The organism is Actinomyces israelii (assembly GCF_030253495.1).
In the GTDB taxonomy this organism is placed as follows: domain Bacteria; phylum Actinomycetota; class Actinomycetes; order Actinomycetales; family Actinomycetaceae; genus Actinomyces; species Actinomyces israelii.
Genome location: NZ_CP124548.1, coordinates 3,480,884 through 3,499,241, shown reverse-complemented (window position 1 = coordinate 3,499,241; position 18,358 = coordinate 3,480,884). Strand labels below are relative to the sequence as shown.

17 protein-coding genes are annotated in these 18,358 nt (G+C 71.8%); 13 read left to right on the top strand and 4 right to left on the bottom strand.

Annotation, left to right across the window (positions count from 1 at the left end):
* The first annotated feature begins 682 nt into the window (after positions 1-682).
* The gene (locus AIF0345_RS14535; RefSeq protein WP_285297953.1) at positions 683-1,807 is read left to right on the top strand and encodes a hypothetical protein; all 1,125 of its coding nucleotides are present in this window, start codon (positions 683-685) and stop codon (positions 1,805-1,807) included.
* A 51-nt stretch (positions 1,808-1,858) separates the two neighbouring features.
* Here AIF0345_RS14535 and AIF0345_RS14530 read toward each other — a convergent pair whose 3' ends face one another.
* Positions 1,859-2,644, bottom strand: a complete 786-nt coding sequence (locus AIF0345_RS14530) for a 3'-5' exonuclease (protein WP_285296550.1) — start codon at positions 2,642-2,644, stop codon at positions 1,859-1,861.
* Between the two features lie 438 nt (positions 2,645-3,082).
* On the opposite strand from AIF0345_RS14530, the gene AIF0345_RS14525 reads away from it, so the two are divergent.
* Together AIF0345_RS14525 and AIF0345_RS14520 are read left to right on the top strand one after the other, a co-directional pair.
* Entirely contained in the window at positions 3,083-3,928 is an 846-nt protein-coding gene (locus AIF0345_RS14525; RefSeq protein ID WP_404975946.1) for a nitroreductase family protein, read from the top strand.
* 7 nt (positions 3,929-3,935) lie between these two features.
* Positions 3,936-4,823 (top strand): serine hydrolase domain-containing protein, encoded by an 888-nt coding sequence (locus AIF0345_RS14520; protein ID WP_285296549.1) that lies wholly within the window; start codon positions 3,936-3,938, stop codon positions 4,821-4,823.
* 87 nt (positions 4,824-4,910) lie between these two features.
* Here AIF0345_RS14520 and AIF0345_RS14515 read toward each other — a convergent pair whose 3' ends face one another.
* Together AIF0345_RS14515 and AIF0345_RS14510 are read right to left on the bottom strand one after the other, a co-directional pair.
* Positions 4,911-5,783 (bottom strand): exodeoxyribonuclease III, encoded by an 873-nt coding sequence (locus AIF0345_RS14515; RefSeq protein ID WP_285296548.1) that lies wholly within the window; start codon positions 5,781-5,783, stop codon positions 4,911-4,913.
* A gap of 98 nt (positions 5,784-5,881) precedes the next feature.
* On the bottom strand, positions 5,882-6,352 hold the full coding sequence (locus AIF0345_RS14510; protein WP_285296547.1) for a macro domain-containing protein: 471 nt from the start codon (positions 6,350-6,352) through the stop codon (positions 5,882-5,884).
* Positions 6,353-6,508: 156 nt separating this feature from the next.
* Here AIF0345_RS14510 and AIF0345_RS14505 point away from each other — a divergent pair, with 156 nt between their 5' ends.
* The 10 genes from AIF0345_RS14505 (at position 6,509) to pyrE (ending at position 16,423) form a co-directional block, all read left to right on the top strand.
* The gene (locus AIF0345_RS14505; protein WP_268917119.1) at positions 6,509-7,339 is read left to right on the top strand and encodes an SDR family NAD(P)-dependent oxidoreductase; all 831 of its coding nucleotides are present in this window, start codon (positions 6,509-6,511) and stop codon (positions 7,337-7,339) included.
* Between the two features lie 52 nt (positions 7,340-7,391).
* The gene (tpx, locus tag AIF0345_RS14500; RefSeq protein WP_285296546.1) at positions 7,392-7,889 is read left to right on the top strand and encodes a thiol peroxidase; all 498 of its coding nucleotides are present in this window, start codon (positions 7,392-7,394) and stop codon (positions 7,887-7,889) included.
* Between the two features lie 300 nt (positions 7,890-8,189).
* Positions 8,190-8,687, top strand: a complete 498-nt coding sequence (gene nrfH, locus AIF0345_RS14495) for a cytochrome c nitrite reductase small subunit (RefSeq protein WP_285296545.1) — start codon at positions 8,190-8,192, stop codon at positions 8,685-8,687.
* Between the two features lie 6 nt (positions 8,688-8,693).
* The gene (locus AIF0345_RS14490; protein WP_285296544.1) at positions 8,694-10,250 is read left to right on the top strand and encodes an ammonia-forming cytochrome c nitrite reductase subunit c552; all 1,557 of its coding nucleotides are present in this window, start codon (positions 8,694-8,696) and stop codon (positions 10,248-10,250) included.
* A 46-nt stretch (positions 10,251-10,296) separates the two neighbouring features.
* Positions 10,297-11,289 (top strand): tetratricopeptide repeat protein, encoded by a 993-nt coding sequence (locus AIF0345_RS14485; RefSeq protein ID WP_268917116.1) that lies wholly within the window; start codon positions 10,297-10,299, stop codon positions 11,287-11,289.
* Between the two features lie 4 nt (positions 11,290-11,293).
* Positions 11,294-11,983: a cytochrome c biogenesis CcdA family protein gene (locus AIF0345_RS14480; protein ID WP_285296543.1), complete on the top strand. Its 690-nt coding sequence runs from the start codon at positions 11,294-11,296 to the stop codon at positions 11,981-11,983.
* 13 nt (positions 11,984-11,996) lie between these two features.
* Positions 11,997-13,538 (top strand): cytochrome c biogenesis protein ResB, encoded by a 1,542-nt coding sequence (locus tag AIF0345_RS14475; protein WP_268917114.1) that lies wholly within the window; start codon positions 11,997-11,999, stop codon positions 13,536-13,538.
* On the top strand, positions 13,531-14,463 hold the full coding sequence (ccsA, locus tag AIF0345_RS14470) for a cytochrome c biogenesis protein CcsA (RefSeq protein WP_285296542.1): 933 nt from the start codon (positions 13,531-13,533) through the stop codon (positions 14,461-14,463). The genes AIF0345_RS14475 and ccsA overlap by 8 nt, the downstream gene beginning before the upstream one ends.
* Positions 14,456-15,289, top strand: coding sequence for a TlpA family protein disulfide reductase (locus AIF0345_RS14465; protein ID WP_285296541.1), 834 nt, complete (start codon positions 14,456-14,458; stop codon positions 15,287-15,289). The genes ccsA and AIF0345_RS14465 overlap by 8 nt, the downstream gene beginning before the upstream one ends.
* 564 nt (positions 15,290-15,853) lie before the next feature.
* The gene (gene pyrE, locus AIF0345_RS14460; RefSeq protein WP_285296540.1) at positions 15,854-16,423 is read left to right on the top strand and encodes an orotate phosphoribosyltransferase; all 570 of its coding nucleotides are present in this window, start codon (positions 15,854-15,856) and stop codon (positions 16,421-16,423) included.
* A 144-nt stretch (positions 16,424-16,567) separates the two neighbouring features.
* Here the strand turns inward: pyrE and AIF0345_RS14455 are convergent, their stop codons facing one another.
* Positions 16,568-17,548, bottom strand: coding sequence for a LacI family DNA-binding transcriptional regulator (locus AIF0345_RS14455; RefSeq protein WP_043559937.1), 981 nt, complete (start codon positions 17,546-17,548; stop codon positions 16,568-16,570).
* Positions 17,549-18,358: the final 810 nt, after the last annotated feature.

Below are 18,358 nucleotides of genomic sequence, written 5' to 3'. Positions count from 1 at the left end.
CCCTGCTCGGGAGGCCGGGGGTTCTGCGGGCGAGGCCCGTAGTTCTGTGCCGGGGGCCGGTGGCTTTGCGCGTGAGGGCGGTGGGGCTGCCGCTTCTCCCGGCGCCGCGGCCGGGGCTGCCGGTTCGCCCCGGCGGGTCAGCGCGGTCGAGCGGGCGGGTGACCCGGCCCGCCGCAGGGCCGGCGCCGCGGGTCGTCGGGCCGGGGGCTCCGTGGGCGAGGCCCGTGGTTCCGTGCCGGGGGCCGGTGGCTTTGCGCGTGAGGGCGGTGGGGCTGCCGCTTCTCCCGGCGCCGCGGCCGGGGCTGCCGGTTCGCCCCGGCGGGTCAGCGCGGTCGAGCGGGCGGGTGACCCGGCCCGCCGCAGGGCTGGCGCCGCGGGTCGTCGGGCCGGGGGCTCTGCGGGCGAGGCCCGTGGTTCCGTGCCGGGGGCCGGTGGCTTTGCGCGTGAGGGCGGTGGGGCTGCCGCTTCTCCCGGCGCCGCGGCCGGGGCTGCCGGTTCGCCCCGGCGGGTCAGCGCGGTCGAGCGGGCGGGTGACCCGGCCCGCGGCGCCGGCTCGGCCCGGGAGGGCGTCGGCTCGACTCGCGGTGCGGGCGGCTCCGGCCGCAGAGCCGGCGGCTCCGTCCGTCAGGCCAGCAGCCACGCAGCCCCGCCCACCATGAACAGCCAGGTGGACGCGCCCACGATGACCATCGGCGCGGGCGACCTCGCCCTGTCCCTGCCCACCGAGACCGCGACCTTCTCCGCCGTCGGCACCCTGCCCATAGGGCGAGTGGACACCCGCCACCTGCTGGTCATGACCAAGGACATCACCGCCAACGAGGTCGAGGCCCTCGCCATGTCCCAGGACCTGCACTCGGGATGGGTCGGCGCCTCGCGTCTCCAGCTGCTTCCCGGCGCCGAGCTCCAGGGGCCCTGGAACCTGGACGACGAGCTGCGCGGCCTGCTCGACCTGCCGCCCTGGGCGGCGCAGGTCATGCTGCTGGAGTGCAAGCCGGTGCGCTCCGGTCCGCTGCCGGCCGCGCTGACCGGCATCGACGCGCTCTCCGACGCCTTCCCACTGGCCCAGCCCACCGGCACCGAGCTCATCGCCCTGACCCGGATGCGGGCGATGGCCCGCCGCCTCGCGGGGGCGCTGCGCCTGGCGGGCGACCCCGAGGTCCGCGGAGGCAAACCGCGGCCCGTGCTCATCACCCCCGATCCGGAGGCCTCCATCTCCCTGACCGTGTACGCGCCCGTGTGGATCGCGCCGGACGCCTCCGCCACGCTCATCGGCAATGTCGCACCCGGCGCCCGCCTGCGCATGGACACCATGAACATCTTCGGTCCCGGCGGCCTGGAGGCCGTCGGACAGGAGGCCCTGGAGCGGCTCGTGGCCTCCATCGGCGAGGACGCCCTGGACGAGGCGTGGCGCCGGGCGGAGCGGCAGCGGCGCGAGATGGGGGAGATCGAGGACCGCGCCATGGCCACGGGCGAGCCCATCGAGGAGATGCGCGACGGTTACGCCGTCGTCGCCGACGTCGACCCCGAGCTCCCCAGCCGGGGCGTGATCGAGGTGCGGGTCCTGGGCACCGACGAGATGCCCCTGGCGGTGCGCGGCGAGTCGTGGGCCTCCGGGGGCGTGGTCTCCTACGGTGTCGTCTGGGTGCCGCGCGACCCAGCCGACGCGCGCAGCGAGACGATCTCCCGGGTGGGCCGGCGCACCCGCGGCGCCGCGCGCGAGCTCATCGAGAGGATCGCCCAGGTGATCGCCGGGGCCGCCCACGGGGTCGCGGTCGACGACGACGGGTTCCTCGTCGCCCTGGAGTGAGCGCCGGTCGCGCCCCAGCGGGGTCCGCCCGTCGCGAGCCGGCCCGGCCCGTCACCCGGTGGGCCGACGGAGCTCGCGCGGCAGGCGCAGCACGCCGTCGTCGGCGCGGGGCACCAGTCGGTCCTCCTGCGCCCGGGCGGCGGCCTCGTCCCACGTCCAGGCGCTGAAGGCCGCCGCCGACTCCAGGGACCGGGACCAGGCGACGACGTCGTCCCCTCGCTCGCGGCCCACGGACATGTAGTGGCGCAGCAGCCCGGCGCAGGCGCGGGCGTCGTCCAGCGCGCAGTGGTGGCTGCCGATCCGCACGCCCGCCGACTCGCAGCACATCACCAGGCGCCGCGACGGGGTGGTGATGTAGCTGCGGGCGAGCTCCATGGTGCACACCCGCGGGATGCGGGCTCCGCGGCCCAGGCGGTCGAGAGCGCCCAGGGCCTGGGTGAGGAAGCCGACATCGAAACGGGCGTTGTGGGCGACGACGGCGCGGCCGGCCAGGTCGCGCACGAGCAGGTCGGCGACCTCCGCCAGCGCCGGGGCGCCGATGAGGTCCTCGGCGACGAGCCCGTGGATGTAGGTGGGGCCCACGTCCACGCTCGCGCCGGGGTCCACCAGGGTGGTCCAGCTGCGCTGCGTGGAGCCGTCGGGGCCCAGGAGCACCAGACCGATCTCGATAATGGAGTCCCTCGTCGGCGACAGTCCGGTGGTCTCCAGGTCGATGACCGCGTAGCCCACGTCGGCGGCGCTCGCGGCGGGCGGGGCGGCGGCCGGCGTTGCGGCGGGTGCGGGGGAGAGGGCGGGCAGTGGGCGCAGTGCGCGGCCGGGGCGGTGATAGAAGGGCATCGGCGGCATCGTATAGGCGCCCACCCACGCCATTGCGGAGTCGAACCGGCGGGGAGCGGTCCCCGACGGCCGCTCTTCCCGCGGCGCTCGCGCGGGTGGCCGCTCTGCCCGCGCGGGTGCCGGTCGCTCGGTGGTGGCGCCGGTGCCCCCGCCGACGTGGGCGCTCTGCCCGCGCGGGTGCCGGCGCGGAGCGCGCCGCCAGGCGCCGGGGCCGCTCCAGGCCCTGGCGCGAAGGTCGTTCGAGCCGGCGACCGATGCCGGCGATGCGTGCGGCGGGCCGCCGGACGACGAGCGGGACGACGTGTGCGGCGGGGCCGCGATGGCGCCCGGTGGTGGTTGAGGCCGCGCTCGACGGCGCCTTCCGTGACCTCACTGTCCTCATCACGCCCGGGACGGTTCGCCACCCAGTCCCGGAATCAATCATCTAGGCTCCGAGTCATGACCGACACCACGCCCACAGCGCCCACAGCGCCCACAGCGCCCACCGACCCCCCTGCGCCCGCAGCCCTGCGCACGCCCACCACGACCCCCGTCACCAACTCGACCATCGCCGCCCAGATGGCCCACCGCACCATCCGCGCCTACACCGACGAGGGCATCGACGAGGACACGCTCACCACCCTCCTCGACGTCGCCCGGCACAGCGCCACCTCCTCCTTCCAGCAGCAGGTCACGATCATCCGCGTCCTCGACCCGGTCGTGCGCGAGCAGCTCCATCTCGCCTCCGGCCAGCCCTACGTGGGCGGGGACCGCGGGGAGCTGTTCGTCTTCGTCGTCGACCTGCACCGCAACGCCGCCCTGCGCGAGCGCGCCGGCGCCTCCCTGGAGCCCCTGGAGCGCACCAACCTCTTCCTCCAGGGCGTCGAGGACGCCGTCATCGCCGCGCAGAACGTCGTCGTCGCCGCCGAGTCACTCGGGCTGGGCACCACCTACCTCGGCTCGATCATCGGCGACGTCCGCCGCGTCATCAAGGCCCTCCGCCTGCCCACACGCACCTACCCGGTCCTGGGTCTGCTCGTCGGGCACCCCGCCCAGGACCCCCAGTACAAGCCCCGTCTGCCGCGCGAGATCGTCGTCGGGACCGACGCCTACCCCGAGCTCGACGACCACCCGGACGCGCTGACCGCCTACGACGCCGAGGTCGAGCAGTACTACGACCTGCGCGACACCTCCCGGCGCGTGGACTCCTTCTCCGCTCAGATGGCCCGCGCGCTCGGGCAGGGGGCGGCCTCTCGCGCGCCCGTCCTGGAGGTCCTCCACGAGCAGCTCCTGTGCCTGAGTTGAGCGCGCCATGACGCGGGCCGCCTCCTCGCCCGACCGCTCGGCCGCACCGCGCGCCGTGCCCGCGCTCGCCGGGTTCGGCTTCCCTGTGGCCGTGGTCGCCTCGGAGCTGGACACCGACGGACGCGCGCGCACGCTCATCGAGGTGGGGGACGTCGACGAGATCTTCCCCTTCGCCTCGGTGACCAAGCCGATCGTGGCCTGGAGCGCGCTGGTCGCCGTCGAGCGCGGCCTGCTCGACCTGGAGGCTCCGGCTGGGGCGGGCACGGCGCACGGGCCGGCCGGGGCGGCCCTGCCTGGTGTCACGGTGCGCCACTTGCTGGCCCACGCCAGCGGCATCGCCTTCGACTCCGACGCCGTCCTGGCCGCCCCCGGAACGCGGCGCATCTACTCCAACCGGGGCATCGAGATCCTCGGCGAGCGGCTCGAGGAGGCCACGGCGACGCCCCTGGAGAGATGGGTCGAGACGACGGTGCTGGAGCCCCTGGGCATGTCCAGCGTGCTCGTGCCCGGGTCGCCCGCGCACTCGGGTGAGGGCAGCGCTCGCGACCTGGCGGTCTTCGCCCGCGAGCTCGCCGCGCCGAGGCTGGTCGGCGCGGACCTGGCCGCGAAGGCGACATCGGTGGCCTTCCCGGGGCTCGACGGCGTGCTGCCGGGCTACGGCCGGCAGGCGCCCAACGACTTCGGGCTGGGCGTGGAGGTGCGCGGCCGCAAGCGCCCGCACTGGACGGGGACGGCCAACAGCCCGGCGACCTTCGGGCACTTCGGCCAGTCGGGCTCCTTCGTCTGGGTGGACCCGGTGGCGCGGCGCCAGGTGGTCTTCCTGGGGGCGCAGCCCTTCAGGCGGGTGCACGTGACCCAGTGGCCCGAGCTGAGCGACCAGATCCTCGCCCTCTGACCGTCCGCCGCGCTTACTACGCTCCTTTGTTCCTTACTACGCTCCTTTTCCTCGTACAGTAAGGGACAAAGGAGCGTAGTAAGCGCGTCAGGCGGCGTCGGCGATGTCGATAATGACGGGCACGTGGTCGGAGGCGCCCTTGCCCTTGCGCTCGTCGCGGTCGATGGTCGCGCCGGTCACCCGTGACGCCAGCGCCGCCGAGCCGTAGATGAAGTCGATGCGCATGCCCTCGTTGCGCGGGAAGCGCAGCTTCTGGTAGTCCCAGTAGGTGTAGTTGGTGACGCGTCCGCGGGTCACCTCGGCCAGCCCCGCCTCCTCGAACGCCCGGAAGGCCGCCCGCTCGGGCTCCGAGACGTGGGTGGCGTCCTCGAAGACGCTCATGTCCCACACGTCCTCGTCGCGCGGCGCCACGTTCCAGTCGCCGGCCAGCGCGAGCGTCTGCCCGGGCTCCTCCGCCAGCCACCGCCCGACGTCCTCGCGCAGCGCCGCCAGCCAGGCCAGCTTGTAGCGGTAGTGCGGGTGGGTGAGCTCCCGCCCGTTGGGCACGTACAGGCTCCACAGCCGCACCGCGCCCGACGACGGCGCCCCTGGTCCGCTCGTCTCAGTCGTGCCTGCCCTCCCGTCGTCCGAAGCGTCTTGCGCGCCCACGGTCGCCCCGAGCGCCCGGGCCTCGACGGCGGCGGCCGCGCCCTCCTTCCTAGCCCATCCCGGCTGCCCGGGGAACTCGGTGACGACGTCGGTCAGCCCCACCCGCGAGGCGATCGCCACCCCGTTCCACTGGTCCAGGCCGTGCACGGCCAGCTCATAGCCCGCGGCCTCGAAGGGGGCGCGGGGGAACTGGTCGGGCCTGCACTTGATCTCCTGCATGGCCAGCACGTCGATGTCCTCGCGCTCCAGGAAGGCGATGACGCGGTCGACGCGGGTGCGGACGGAGTTGACGTTCCAGGTGGCCAGGCGCATGGCCCCAGGGTAGCGGGGGAGGCGGGCAGGGTAGTGAGGACGGCGGGGAGGCGGGCTCAGCCGTGCGGGCGTCCGCGGCGCGATCGCCGTCGTCGTCCTCAGCCGTGCGGGGCGTCGTCGGCCGGGAGGTAGAGCACGGCCGTGACCCCGGGCAGCGCGGCGAGGGCCTCCTCGATGAGGGGGCGCACCCGTCCCCAGTCGAGCCCGCCGTGCCCGCAGCCCAGCGGCGGGATCGCCAGGGAGGAGACTCCGAGCTCCGCGACCGTCTCGACGAGGCTCGCCAGGCCCGTCTCGATGTCCGCGAGCCGGGAGGCCGACCGCCAGTGCCGTTTGGTCGGGAAGTTGATGATGTACCTCGGGTTGCCGTCGGCCCGCGTGGGCCACACGTGCATGCGCCCCGGGCTCAGCTCCCCGCGCCGGGCCGCGTCGCGGTAGCTGTCGAACATGTCCGGGTAGGCCCGCTTGAACTGCAGGGCCAGCCCCTTGCCCATGACGCCGACGGTGTTGACGGCGTTGACCAGCGCCTCGACGTCGGCCGCCAGGATGTCGCCCCGGGCGTGCTGGATCATGGGCGGGCTCCTCCTGCGTTCTGCGTCGGGACGGACATTTTCGCACGAGAGACGGCGTCGCCGCCGATCTCGTCCGAGAGCGTCGATCTCGGACTGGCCGGGCGACGCGGACGCGCACAGGCCGCTCGCGGGGAGCCGATCATCTAGGCTCCTCCTATGGGAACCGCACTGATCACCGGCGCCACCGCCGGCATCGGCCTCGAGCTGGCGTGGCAGCTGGCCGAGGCGCACCATGACCTGGTCCTGGTCGCGCGCAGCCGGGAGAGTCTGACGGCCGTCGCCGAGCAGCTCTGCCAGGTCGCCGGCGTCGGCGTCGAGGTGCTGCCCGCGGACCTGTCAACACCTGCGGGCCGGGCGGCCGTCGCCGGTCGCCTGCGGCTGGAGCCCACCGTGGCGCGCGCGGCCGCGTCGCCCGAGCGCCCCCGCGGGGCCGACGACGTCGCCGCCCGTCCGATCGACCTGCTCGTCAACAACGCGGGCTTCGCAGTCGGCCAGCCCTTCGTGGGCGGCGAGCTGGCTCAGGAGCGGCGCGCCCTGGCGGTCATGGTGGATGCGGTCATGGAGCTCACGCACGCGGTGCTGCCCGGGATGGTGACGCGCGGCCACGGCGCCGTCCTCAACATCTCCAGCGTGACGGCGCTGACGGCCATGGGGACCTATGCCGCCCACAAGGCCTGGGTGCGGACCTTCACTGAGGGGCTCGCCTCCGAGCTGCGCGGCACCGGGGTGACGGCGACAGTGGTCAACCCGGGCATGACCCGCACCGAGTTCCACCGGCGGGCCGGCATGGACGAGACGGCGTGGCCGGGCGTCGTCTGGCTGCGGGCCGAGGACGTGGCGCGCGCCGCCCTGGACGCCGTGCGCCGGGGCCAGGTCATCTGCACACCGAGCGCGCGCTACCGGACGGTCAACGCCGCCCTGCGGCTCGCCCCGCGCTGGCTCGTGCGGCGCGTGGCCGGGCGCGGGAGCTCGGGCGGGCCTCAGTGAAAGGTTGTGCATCTCACTGGAGCGCCCACCTATTAACTGCCATGATGAATGCATGGCTTCTATGACGCTCCACGGTTCTCCCGTTCACTCCGTCGGCGAGCTGCCCGCCGTCGGCTCGCACGCCCCGGCCTTCGAGCTGGTCGGCGCCGACCTCGGCCCGATCGACTCCGAGTCCCTGTCCGGCCGCCGCGTCGTGCTCAACATCTTCCCGTCGGTGGACACCGGCGTGTGCGCCACGAGCGTGCGCGAGTTCAACAGGCGCGCCTCCGGTCTGGCCAACACCGTCGTGGTCTGCGTCTCGAAGGACCTGCCCTTCGCGCAGGCGCGCTTCTGCGGCGCCGAGGGGCTCGACGACGTCGTCACGGCCTCGGCCTTCCGCTCCGCCTTCGGCGAGGACTACGGCGTCGCGCTGGCCGACGGCCCGCTGGCCGGTCTGCTCTCGCGCGCGGTCGTCGTGATCGATGCCGACGGGACGGTGCTCTACACCCAGCAGGTTTCTGAGATCGGCGAGGAGCCCGACTACGAGGCGGCGGTCGCCGCCCTGTCCTGACGCCTTCCGCGGGTCGGTCGAGGTCCGCGGGGAGACGGCCCGGGGGCGGCCCGGACCGAGAGCGTGCGGCGCTCGCGGGCCGGGCCGCCTCTGCGCGTGTCCGCGCGTGTCTGCGCGTTCGGACCGGTCTCAAGCCGGAGCTCGACCGATCTCGGCGCGGGGCGGGGCCGCGTGCGCTGAGCCTGTGCTGAGCCTCGGCTTTGATGACGTTGTGTGCTATCCTTGTTCTGTCCGGCGGGCGCGGGGTCAATGACGACGCGCGGCGAGACCGGGACACGACCGGGTGCAGGGGAGGGCCGTGTGAGACGTCTCATCAAGTCGCTGTGGCGCGGCTTCACGCGCGCCTTCGCCGGGTGGTCGGGAATCGCTCTGGCGGCGCTGCTCGGCGCCGTCCTGGGTGTGGGTCTGTTCACGCTGCAGTACTCGGGCGTCACCGGCTACCTCGGCGACGACCCCGCCACCTGCGCGAACTGCCACGCCATGCGCGAGGAGTACGAGGGGTGGCAGAAGGGCAGCCACCACGACGTCGCCACCTGCAACTCCTGCCATGCCCCGCACGACAGCATCGTCCACAAGTACATCAACAAGGCGGACAACGGCTTCTGGCACTCGTTGAAGTTCACGTTCCAGAACTATCCGGAGAATATTCAGATCCGCGAGCACAATCGCGAGATCACCGAGGCCGCCTGCCTCTACTGTCACGGCGACTACGTGGAGCAGGCTACTAACAGTTCGACCCACAAGGGCGAGACGGTGTCGTGCATCCACTGCCACGACGGCGTCGGGCACAAGAGGTGATGCGACATGAGTACCGAGAACGACGACGCCGAGGTGCCCGTCACCGATGCGGAGAAGCCCGCCGACGTCGAGGACTTCGACGACGACGCCGATACGCGCGCCGATCGTCGCGGAAAGCGTGCCGGGAGGCGCAAGAGGTGGACGGGCCCGCGCAGGCGGTGGGTGCCGGTCGCCGTCCTTGTCGTCGTCGCCGTCGGCTCGGCGGCTCTGACCTGGCTGCTGACCACGATCGTCGAGCACAAGCAGGAGGCGAAGTGGCCCTTCGCCCAGGTGGTTCAACTGACCGACACGACCTACGACCCGGCCGTGTGGGGCGAGAACTTCCCCATCCAGTACGAGCAGTACAAGAAGACCATCGAGGACACCGACGGCGACTTCGTCAAGGTCACCCCCACCGCCGAGGACCCGCGCGAGTACCACACGCTCTCCCGCATCGACATGGAGACTCGGGCCAAGCGGATGTGGCGCGGCTACGCGTTCGCCGTCGACTACACCGAGCCCCGCGGGCACGAGTGGGCGCTGGAGGACCAGAAGAACACCAAGCGGACCAAACCCCCCTTCAAGCAGCCCGGAACCTGCCTGAACTGCCACGCCTCAATGCCCGAGGTCTATGACGAGCTCGGCAACGGGGACCGCAAGGCCGGGTTCGACGCCATGAACGCGATGTCCTACGGCGAGGCGGTCGAGCATGCTTCCTCGTCCATCGCCTGCATCGACTGCCACGATCCCAAGACCATGGAGCTGACGATCACCCGTCCGGCATTCATGGAGGGCATTAAGCAGGCCAAGGCCGCGGAGGGCATCACCGACTACGACGTCAACCGCGACGCCACCAATGAGGAGATGCGCACATACGTGTGCGCGCAGTGCCACGTCGAGTACTACTTCGCCGGCGAGGGCAAGACCCTGACATTCCCGTGGAAGAAGGGCCTGACCGTCTACGACGCGATGGACTACTACGACGAGGTCGGCTGGACCGACTTCACCCACGAGGAGAGCGGCGCCTCGATTCTCAAGGCGCAGCACCCCGACTTCGAGACCTGGTCGCAGGGCATTCACGCGGCCAACGGCGTCACCTGCGCCGACTGCCACATGGCGTACAACCGCGAGGGGGCGTCGAAGGTCTCGAACCACCAGATCATGAGCCCCATGGCGAACGAGGACACGATCAACTCCTCCTGCCTGACCTGCCACCACTCGAGCGCCTCCGAGATGCGCGAGCGCGTCGAGGGCATCCAGACCCGCTGGCAGAGCTCGCTGAACGTGAGCTTCACGGCCCTCGACGCCCTGATCACCGATATCACCACGGCCGCCGGCAACGGCTCGGCCACCGAGGCGCAGCTGGCGACGGCGCGCGACTACCAGCGCAAGGCGCAGTTCGTCGTCGACTACTCCTTCTCCGAGAACGGGCGCGGCTTCCACGCTCCGGCGTACTCGATCTCCATCCTCAACCAGGCGACCGACTGGGCGCGCTCCGGCCAGCTGGCGCTGCGCGGGGTCGAGGTCGACAACGGCGTCGCCCCGGCGGTCCCGGAGCAGCACCTGCCGACCGGGAAGAAGTGATGGCGGCTGATGGGATCGCAGACATGCGGGGGAGTGGTGCGAGGCGATGACGCCTGAAGGCGGCGGAGTGGACCGGGAGGAGCTGGCATCCTTCCTCGCCACCGCTCCGGAGCACCTCAAGGGCTGGGCCGGCGAGCAGCTGGCCCAGCTCGAGGGCGCCGAGAGCGACGGGGCCGAGAAGGCGGGGCCCGCAGGCCCCGGGGCCGGGCGGAAGCCGAAGCGCCCCGGCGGCAAGAGTGGCGACGGCGGGCAGAAGGGCGCCGACGACGAGCGGGCAGCCGATGTCGAGGACATCCTGGGGGAGGACGACGAGGAGCCGGCCCCGCGGGCGCCCCGGACTGCGAAGAACCGCCCGCGCCCGGCGTCGAAGCTGGAGCAGCGGACCGGGGTCTCCCGGGTGAACCTGGTGCTGGTCATGCTCCTGGCTGCCGCCGTCGTCATCATTGTCCGGCAGATGGGGCTGATCGGGCAGGCGGGCCAGGACGGGTCGGCCATGACCATGCCGTCCAACCATCCGGCGGTCGGCGCCAGCGCGGACCCCTCCGCCGTGGCCGCGATGGACCAGGCCGAGCCGGTCGACACCGACAAGGAGGCTTCGCTCAAGGCCGAGGCCGAGGCGGACTCCACGAACATCACGGCCCGCCAGGAGCTGGGCGTCATGTACCTCAAGGCGGACCTGTACCAGGACTCCATCACCTGGCTGCAGCAGGTCCTCGACATCGACCCCAATAACCTGGACGCGCTCCTGGCGATCGGCAGCGCGGAGTACGGGTCGAACCAGTACGACGCCGCGGAGAAGCACTGGCGGCGCGCGGCCGAAGTGGATCCCGGTGTCGCCGAGCCCTGGTACAACCTGGGGTTCCTCTACATGGCCAAGACGCCGCCGGACACCGGGCGCGCGGTCGAGTGCTGGAACAAGGTGCTCGAGATCTCCCCCGACTCGGAGCTGGCGGCGGGCGTGCGCACCCACCTGAGCCGCATTGCCACCGCCTCCCCCACGGCGGCGCCAGCACCTGCGACGCCGTCGGCCGGAGGGTAGCCGCATGGAGATCACGCTTCCGGTGGCCCTGCTCGCGGGACTCGTCTCCTTCGCCTCCCCCTGCTTCCTGCCCATCGTCCCGGCCTTCGTCGGCCAGCTCGTGGGGACGGGCGCCGGGCGGGTGAGCGGGCGCGCGGCCCTGGGCAATGCGCTGTGCTTCGTCGCGGGGTTCTCCGCGGTCTTCATCGCGCTGTGGGCGTCGCTGGGCATGGTCGGGCGGTCGCTCGGCCCCTACGCGGTCTACGCCCGCATCGCCGGCGGGGCCGTCCTGGTGTTCATGGGCCTGCACGTGGCGGGGGTCCTGAGCATCGGCCCGCTCAACGGCATGGTGCGGGCATCCATGCCGCGGGGGAGCGCCTCGCCGCTGCGCGCCGGCCTCATGGGCGTCGTCTTCGGCGCGGGCTGGACCCCGTGCATCGGGCCGATCCTCAGTGGCATCCTCGCTCTGGCGACTATGAGCACCACGGCCTGGTCGGGCGTCTCCCTCATGAGCGCCTACTGCCTGGGCCTGGGCGCGCCGATCGTCGCCGTCGCCCTCGGGTCCGCGCAGGTCACCAGGCGCTTCGACTGGTTCCGGCGCCACCACGTGGGCGTCTCGCTGGCGAGCGGGAGCCTGCTGGTGGCCGTCGGCTTTCTCATGATCACCAACCTGTTCGCCAAGCTGGCCGGTCTGGTCCCGGAGCTTGGGATCTGAGGAGAGGCAGCGGATGAGCGAGGACATCACCCCGAAGGAGAGCCGGACGAACAGCTCCGCTCCGGTGGACGGCCTGGACGACCAGGCCGCCCTCTCCCCGGGGCAGGTCCTGGGGCAGATCTACGCCTTCTTCTACAAGAAGGTCGTCGGCCTGGTCCTCCTCCTGCTGGCGGGACTGCTCTCGCTCCTGGGCGTGCTCTTCGCGCAGATGCCGGCCGAGGTCAGAAGCGACCCGGAGGCCACCACCCGGTGGCTGGAGCAGGCCCGGCAGGTCTACGGCGGCTGGACCGGCGTCCTGCACAGGGCCGGCGTCTTCACCATGTTCACCTCGATCCCGTTCCTGATGGTGATGGGGCTGCTCGCCGCCTCGATCATCGCGTGCACCGTGCACCGGCTGCCGATCATCTGGAGGGCCGCCCGCCACCCGCGCGTCAGGGTGACCGCCCGGTTCTTCGACCGCGCCCGGCTGCGCTCCCGCTTCACCGCCCCGGTCAGCGCCGAGAAGGCCTTCGAGACCGTTTGCGCCGACGCCCGCGGGCACCGCATGCGGGTGATCATCGACGGCGGCGGCCCCGGCCGCAGCGCCTACATCGACCGCTGCTCCTGGGGGCCCTTCGGCACCATCTTCGCCCACACCGCCTTCGTGATCATTATGGCCGGCTTCGTCGTCTCCTCCTTCACCGGTTTCCGCGACCAGCAGTTCACCCTGACCGTCGGCTACCCCAAGGATGTCGGCCACGGCACCACCCTGGTGGCCGAGGCCAAGGGGTTCCAGGACACCTACTACGACGACGGCTCCCCCAAGGACTATGTCTCCGATCTGGTGCTCTACGACGGTGACCGCCAGGTGGCCGGCCGCCAGGTGCGGATCAACTCCCCCCTGTCCTACGACGGCGTCATGTTCCACCAGGCCTACTTCGGCGTGGCCGCCGTCCTGAGGATCACCGACTCCTCCGGGGCGGAGGTCTTCCACGACGGCGTCGCCCTGGAGCGGACCACCAAGGACAAGAAGCTCATCTACGGGCGCACCACCCTGCCCGACGGCAACACCCTCGTTGTCGTCGGATCGGCCTCCGGCCAGACCGCCACCGGCATCGAGCCCGGCCAGGTGGGGATCGAGATCTACGAGGGCGACACGAGCAACCCCGTTGACAGGACCACGCTCGACACGGGTACCCCGACGCCCCTGGGGGACTACACCTTCACCTTCGAGCGGGAGCAGCAGTTCACCGGAATGATCGTCAAGAAGGACCCGGGGACCGGGCTCGTGTGGTTCGGGTTCCTCCTGCTGTTCGTCGGCACCTGCATGACGATGCTCGCCCGGCACCGGCGGCTGTGGGTGCGAGTGACCGAGACCGATGACGGGGCTCTCGTCCAGATGGCCTCGCCGGACCGGCAGGACTCCGGGTTCACCAGGTTCTTCACGGACATGACTGTGCGCGTCAGCAAAGAGATGAGTGACGCGGGCGAGACTACCGACGCGACCGACGCGACCGGCACAAGCGGCACGAGCGGCACAGTCCGCACCCACGAGAGGACGACCACCGATGATTGAGTACTCCCAGGCCCTCCTGCTCATCACCACAACACTCGTAGCCCTGTCCACCATCGCCTACCTGGGCGCCTTCTTCGCGGTCCGGATGTCGGCGAGGGCGGCGAGGGCGGCCCCGACCGCCGCCTCCGAGCCTGCCGGCACGGTGGTCATCAACACCGGCGACGGCGACCGGACCGTGGCGGTGACCGGGGGGATCCGTCACGCCCCGATCAAGCGGTTCACCGTCACCTGGTGGGCCGCCAAGTCCACGCAGCTGGGCCTGGTGCTGCTGACCGGGTCGCTGATCACCCGCACGATCGCGACCGGCCACATGCCCTTCTCGAACCACTACGAGTTCGCAATCTCCTTCGCCTGGGGCATGATCCTCGCCCAGGTGTACTTCGAGTGGCGCTACCGGGTGCGCACCATGTCGGTCATTGTGCTGCCGGTGATTCTGGCGATGCTCATCTACGCCTCCACCCTGTCCTACAGGCCGAGCCCGCTCATGCCGGCGCTGCAGAACTCCCCGCTGCTCACCCTGCACGTGCTCACCGCCTCCATCGGCTACGGTGCGGCCGTGGTCTCCTTCGCGGCCGCGGTCATGTACCTGCTCGCGCCCCACGTGAAGTGGAAGGGCTGGCCCAGGGAGGAGGTGCTCGACGACCTCGGCTACAGGGCCACGGTGGTCACCTTCCCCATGCTGACCCTCATGCTTATCCTGGGGTCGATCTGGGCCAATGTCGCGTGGGGCCGCTACTGGGGCTGGGACCCGAAAGAGACCGCGGCCCTGATCACCTGGCTGATCTACGGCGCATACCTGCACGCGCGGGTGACCCGCGGCTGGCGGGGATCGAAGTCGGCGTGGCTGCTCATCCTCGGCTTCTGCGCCGTCATCTTCACCTATCTGGGCAACCTGTTCTTCGGAGGTCTGCACTCCTATGCCTGATCGTTCCGATCCGCCCGAGCACGACGACGAGCCGGGCGAGCTCGCAGAGTCTGACGAACGGGCCGGCCGTCAGCCGGCCGGGCGGGCCGACGGGCCCGATGAGCTGGCCGAGCCGGACGGGCGGACCGATGAGCTGGCCGAGCCGGATGAGCCGGATGAGCTGGCCGAGTCCGACGTCGGCTCCGCCGAGTCCGACGAGCCGGACGAGAAGCGCCCGTCCGCCGACGAGCCGGCTTGGCGGGCCCGCCTGCGCCGCTCCGGCTTCGGCCAGATCGCCGTCGTCCTGGTGACGTCCTTCGCCATCGCCATTGCGGCTTGGTGGGTGGTTAAGCCGAGCACCGCCGAGGACCCCCAGGCCGAGACGGCCGTCGTCACCCAGGTGGAGGTCGAAGGCGTGCAGAAGGCACCGGTGGCGGGGGACGCGGCCCCGGCCTTCGAGGGCGCCGACATCGAGGGCCACCGGGTGTCGCTGGCGCAGATGCGGGGCAAGCCGGTGTGGCTCGTGTTTATGGCCACCTGGTGCACGGGCTGCCGCACCGAGATGCCTGATGTGCAGGCCGCCGCTGCCGCCCACGGCGATGACATCCAGGTCGTCGTGGTCTACGTCGGGGAGAGCCTTCCGGCGGTCCGCTCCTACTCCGAGCGCGTCGGCAACGACTTCACCCAGGTCGCCGACCAGGACCAGACCGTCTCCGCGTCCTACGGGATTATGGGCGTGCCCTCGCACTTCTTCGTTGACGCCGACGGGGTGGTCCAGCAGGTGCACGTCGGGCCGCTCGGTCCCGATCAGATGGATCAGTCGATCGAGGCGGTCAAGGCCGGCTGAGTCCATCGGCGAGCCGCCCGTCCCCCGTCCTCTGCCCGTCCCCTTTCCTTTTGCCGAGATCGGTTCAGCCCCGCACCGAGATCGGTCGGGTTCCGCGTCGAGATCGGTCCGGGACACCCGTTGCGCACTTCTCCGTCAAGAGCGGTCTCCTCGAAGACCCAAGAGCCCCGACAGGCCGGCAGACTCCACTCGCCCGGCCGGGTCCTGCACGGGGTCGTGCCCTCGCCCGCCAGGTCGCGCCTTGGACGTCGCGGTGGGAAAAGGTGGCTCCTACGCACTTTTAAGGTGGTCGGCGGTCTCGGGCGCGGTGTGGATCGGTGTGATTCCGCGGTTCTGCAGCACAGGCGGGGCGGGGTTCGGCGTTAAAAGTGCGTAGGAGCCACCTTTTTCCTCAGGACGTTGACGTCTGATGCCGCCCGGTCGGGCGCCTCGGACCGATCTCGGCGCGTAATACGACCGATCTTGACGAAAGGGGGCGCCGGGGTCTGCCGGGGGGCAGAGGCGAGCACCCAGACGCCCGACCCGTCCTGCGCCCCGCCGGAGTCAATCATCTAGCCTGGTGGGGTGACAACGAATGACTCCCAGCGCACCCGTCTAGCCCAGCTCGTCACCAGCCTCGCCGTCGTGCGCGGCCGGGTCACCCTCGCCTCCGGTGCCGAGTCCGACTTCTACGTCGATATGCGCCGGGCGACCCTGCACCACGATGCCGCGCCCCTCATCGGCCACGTCATGCTCGACATGCTGGAGGAGGCGGGTCTGAGCACGGACGACGTCGACGCCGTCGGGGGCCTGACCATGGGGGCCGACCCTGTGGCCACCGCCATGCTTCACGCCGCCGCCTCGCGCGGACTGGACCTGGACGCATTCGTCGTGCGCAAGGCCGCCAAGGACCACGGCATGAGGCGCCGCATCGAGGGGCCCGAGGTCACCGGTCGCAGGGTGGTGGTCCTGGAGGACACCTCCACCACCGGCGGCTCCCCGCTGGAGGCCGTCGACGCGCTGCGCGAGGCCGGCGCGAACGTGCTGGCCGTGGCCGTCGTCGTGGACCGCGACACTGGCGCGCGCGAGCGCATTGAGGCCCAGGGCCTGCCCTATTACGCCGCGCTCGGCCTGGCCGACCTCGGTCTGGGCTGACCCGCCCGACCCGCCTGCCGTCTTTTCGCCGAGATCGGTAGTATCCCGCACCGAGATCGGTCGAGTTCCGGCTCGAGATCGGTTCACGTGTGCACCAAGCGGCCTCCGTTCATCGTCTCGCTTGGACCCCCGGCGTCGTCGGACTCACGGAGGCGGCGCCGTGGAGTCGCGGACCACCAGCTGCGTGGGGACCTCGACGACGGGCCCCGCCTCCACCCCCAGGGCCAGGCGGGCCGCGGCCTCGCCCACGGCCGCGAAGTCCAGGCGCACGGTCGTCAGGGCCGGGATCATGCCGGGAGCGTGGGGGTGGTCGTCCACGCCCACCACGGAGACGTCCTGCGGCACCCGGGCGCCTTCGCGCGCGAGCCCCGCGACCAGCCCGATCGCCAGGTCGTCGTTGCCGCACAGGACCGCCGTCGCCCCTGAGGCCCGCACGGTCGCGGCGGCTCGCAGCCCCGTCTCCACCGACCAGCCGAGGGCCAGGGGCTCGCCGCCGCGCAGGTGGCGTTGGGCCAGGACCTCGCGCCAGCCGGCCAGGCGCGGATCCGGGTGGCCAGCACTCGGTACGCCCACGTAGGCCAGCTGCTCGTGGCCCAGGTCGCACAGGTGCCGGGTCGCGGTCATGGCGCCGGCGTAGTCGTCCGTCCAGGCCCGGGGCGGCTCCTCTTGTTCGGGGTCCGGGCGGCCTCCGGCGATCGCCACCGGCAGGTCCACGGGCAGGTCTTCCAGGGTCGCCACACTCAGGGAGTCGAACTCCAGGAGGACGACGCCGTCCACGCGTCCGTCCAGGGCGCGGGAGAGGATCTCGCGCCGCCGCTGCGGGCCGCCGCTCAGGCCGTGGACGGACAGGTCCACGCCGAACTCGTCGGAGGCGGCCAGCACCCCCGACACGGTCGCCCAGTAGCCGGTGCGGCTGATGTCCGTGGAGAGGACCAGGAGGTGGGCGCGGTCGGTGGCGGGGCGATATCCCAGGTCGCGGGCGGCCCGTCGCACCCGCTTGGTGGTGGGGGAGGCCGCCGGCTGGTCCCTGCTCAGGGCGCGTGATGCGGTCGCCTTGGATGTCGCGGCGCGGGCGGCGACGTCGGCGAGCCGGGGCGGGAACCACGGGCGCCTGGTCTCGTTCATGCGCCACCTCTCCAACGTCGTTCCCCGGTGGGGCGCCCGAGGCGGAACGGGCGCCCCACCAGGCTACGCGAGGGGGGGCGGCCGTCCCCGTCTGCTGGAGGTCACGAGTTCGAGTCATGCTGCTGTGAGGCCCGTATGAGTAGCGGGGCGGGAGGCCGCTCCGCTCGGCGCGGGTTGTAGCCGCCCGGCCGGTTGCGGCCGGTGCGCCTGTGGGTCGTGTCAGGCCCGGTGACCTAGTGCGTCGTCGGCCTAGCGGAGCTCGGCGGGCGAGGCCGGGCTCCGCGGTCTGCTGGGACTCAGCTGGCTGGACCTGGGGTGAGAGCCGGTCGTGATTTCCCACGTCGAGATCGGTTTGGTTCCGGCTCGAGATCGGTTCGCTGTCGCTCTGGCAGTGGTGCGGGGCGGGGATGCGGGTTGGCCGCTGGGGAGCTCGGGCGTCATGGTTCTTCTCGCGGTCCAGAGGATGGGCCGGGTCGGCCGGATGATGATGTGTTGGGCCTGTCGGAGTGCGCAGCTGTCCGTCAGAATGACATTGGCTGCTCAGGCTGCTGAGGCGCCGGTGGGGAACCGCGTCATTGCAGGGACGTCTTCGAGGGGAAGGGCGTCCGAGGGCTCCAATGTCATTCTGGCGGACACCCGGTCCTGAGACCCGGCCGTGCACCGCCGCAGTATTCCGGTATTTTGTGCGGCACTCGCGAAGTGCCGGGGGTGAAGAGGGCGCAGGGTGCTTCTCGGCCGCGATGTGTTGAGGCGGCCCGCGACGAGGTTGCTGTGGCCAAAGGGGCTCATGAGGCGTCTGGTGCTCTGAAC

What these genes read in the sequence shown, in the direction of transcription:
- AIF0345_RS14535 (WP_285297953.1), top strand. Translation starts at nt 683, where the DNA reads ATGACCATCGGCGCGGGCGACCTCGCCCTGTCCCTGCCCACCGAGACC.
- AIF0345_RS14530 (WP_285296550.1), bottom strand. Translation starts at nt 2,644, where the DNA reads ATGCCCTTCTATCACCGCCCCGGCCGCGCACTGCGCCCACTGCCCGCC.
- AIF0345_RS14525 (WP_404975946.1), top strand. Translation starts at nt 3,083, where the DNA reads ATGACCGACACCACGCCCACAGCGCCCACAGCGCCCACAGCGCCCACC.
- AIF0345_RS14520 (WP_285296549.1), top strand. Translation starts at nt 3,936, where the DNA reads ATGACGCGGGCCGCCTCCTCGCCCGACCGCTCGGCCGCACCGCGCGCC.
- AIF0345_RS14515 (WP_285296548.1), bottom strand. Translation starts at nt 5,783, where the DNA reads ATGCGCCTGGCCACCTGGAACGTCAACTCCGTCCGCACCCGCGTCGAC.
- AIF0345_RS14510 (WP_285296547.1), bottom strand. Translation starts at nt 6,352, where the DNA reads ATGATCCAGCACGCCCGGGGCGACATCCTGGCGGCCGACGTCGAGGCG.
- AIF0345_RS14505 (WP_268917119.1), top strand. Translation starts at nt 6,509, where the DNA reads ATGGGAACCGCACTGATCACCGGCGCCACCGCCGGCATCGGCCTCGAG.
- tpx (WP_285296546.1), top strand. Translation starts at nt 7,392, where the DNA reads ATGGCTTCTATGACGCTCCACGGTTCTCCCGTTCACTCCGTCGGCGAG.
- AIF0345_RS14490 (WP_285296544.1), top strand. Translation starts at nt 8,694, where the DNA reads ATGAGTACCGAGAACGACGACGCCGAGGTGCCCGTCACCGATGCGGAG.
- AIF0345_RS14485 (WP_268917116.1), top strand. Translation starts at nt 10,297, where the DNA reads ATGACGCCTGAAGGCGGCGGAGTGGACCGGGAGGAGCTGGCATCCTTC.
- AIF0345_RS14480 (WP_285296543.1), top strand. Translation starts at nt 11,294, where the DNA reads ATGGAGATCACGCTTCCGGTGGCCCTGCTCGCGGGACTCGTCTCCTTC.
- AIF0345_RS14475 (WP_268917114.1), top strand. Translation starts at nt 11,997, where the DNA reads ATGAGCGAGGACATCACCCCGAAGGAGAGCCGGACGAACAGCTCCGCT.
- ccsA (WP_285296542.1), top strand. Translation starts at nt 13,531, where the DNA reads ATGATTGAGTACTCCCAGGCCCTCCTGCTCATCACCACAACACTCGTA.
- AIF0345_RS14465 (WP_285296541.1), top strand. Translation starts at nt 14,456, where the DNA reads ATGCCTGATCGTTCCGATCCGCCCGAGCACGACGACGAGCCGGGCGAG.
- AIF0345_RS14455 (WP_043559937.1), bottom strand. Translation starts at nt 17,548, where the DNA reads ATGAACGAGACCAGGCGCCCGTGGTTCCCGCCCCGGCTCGCCGACGTC.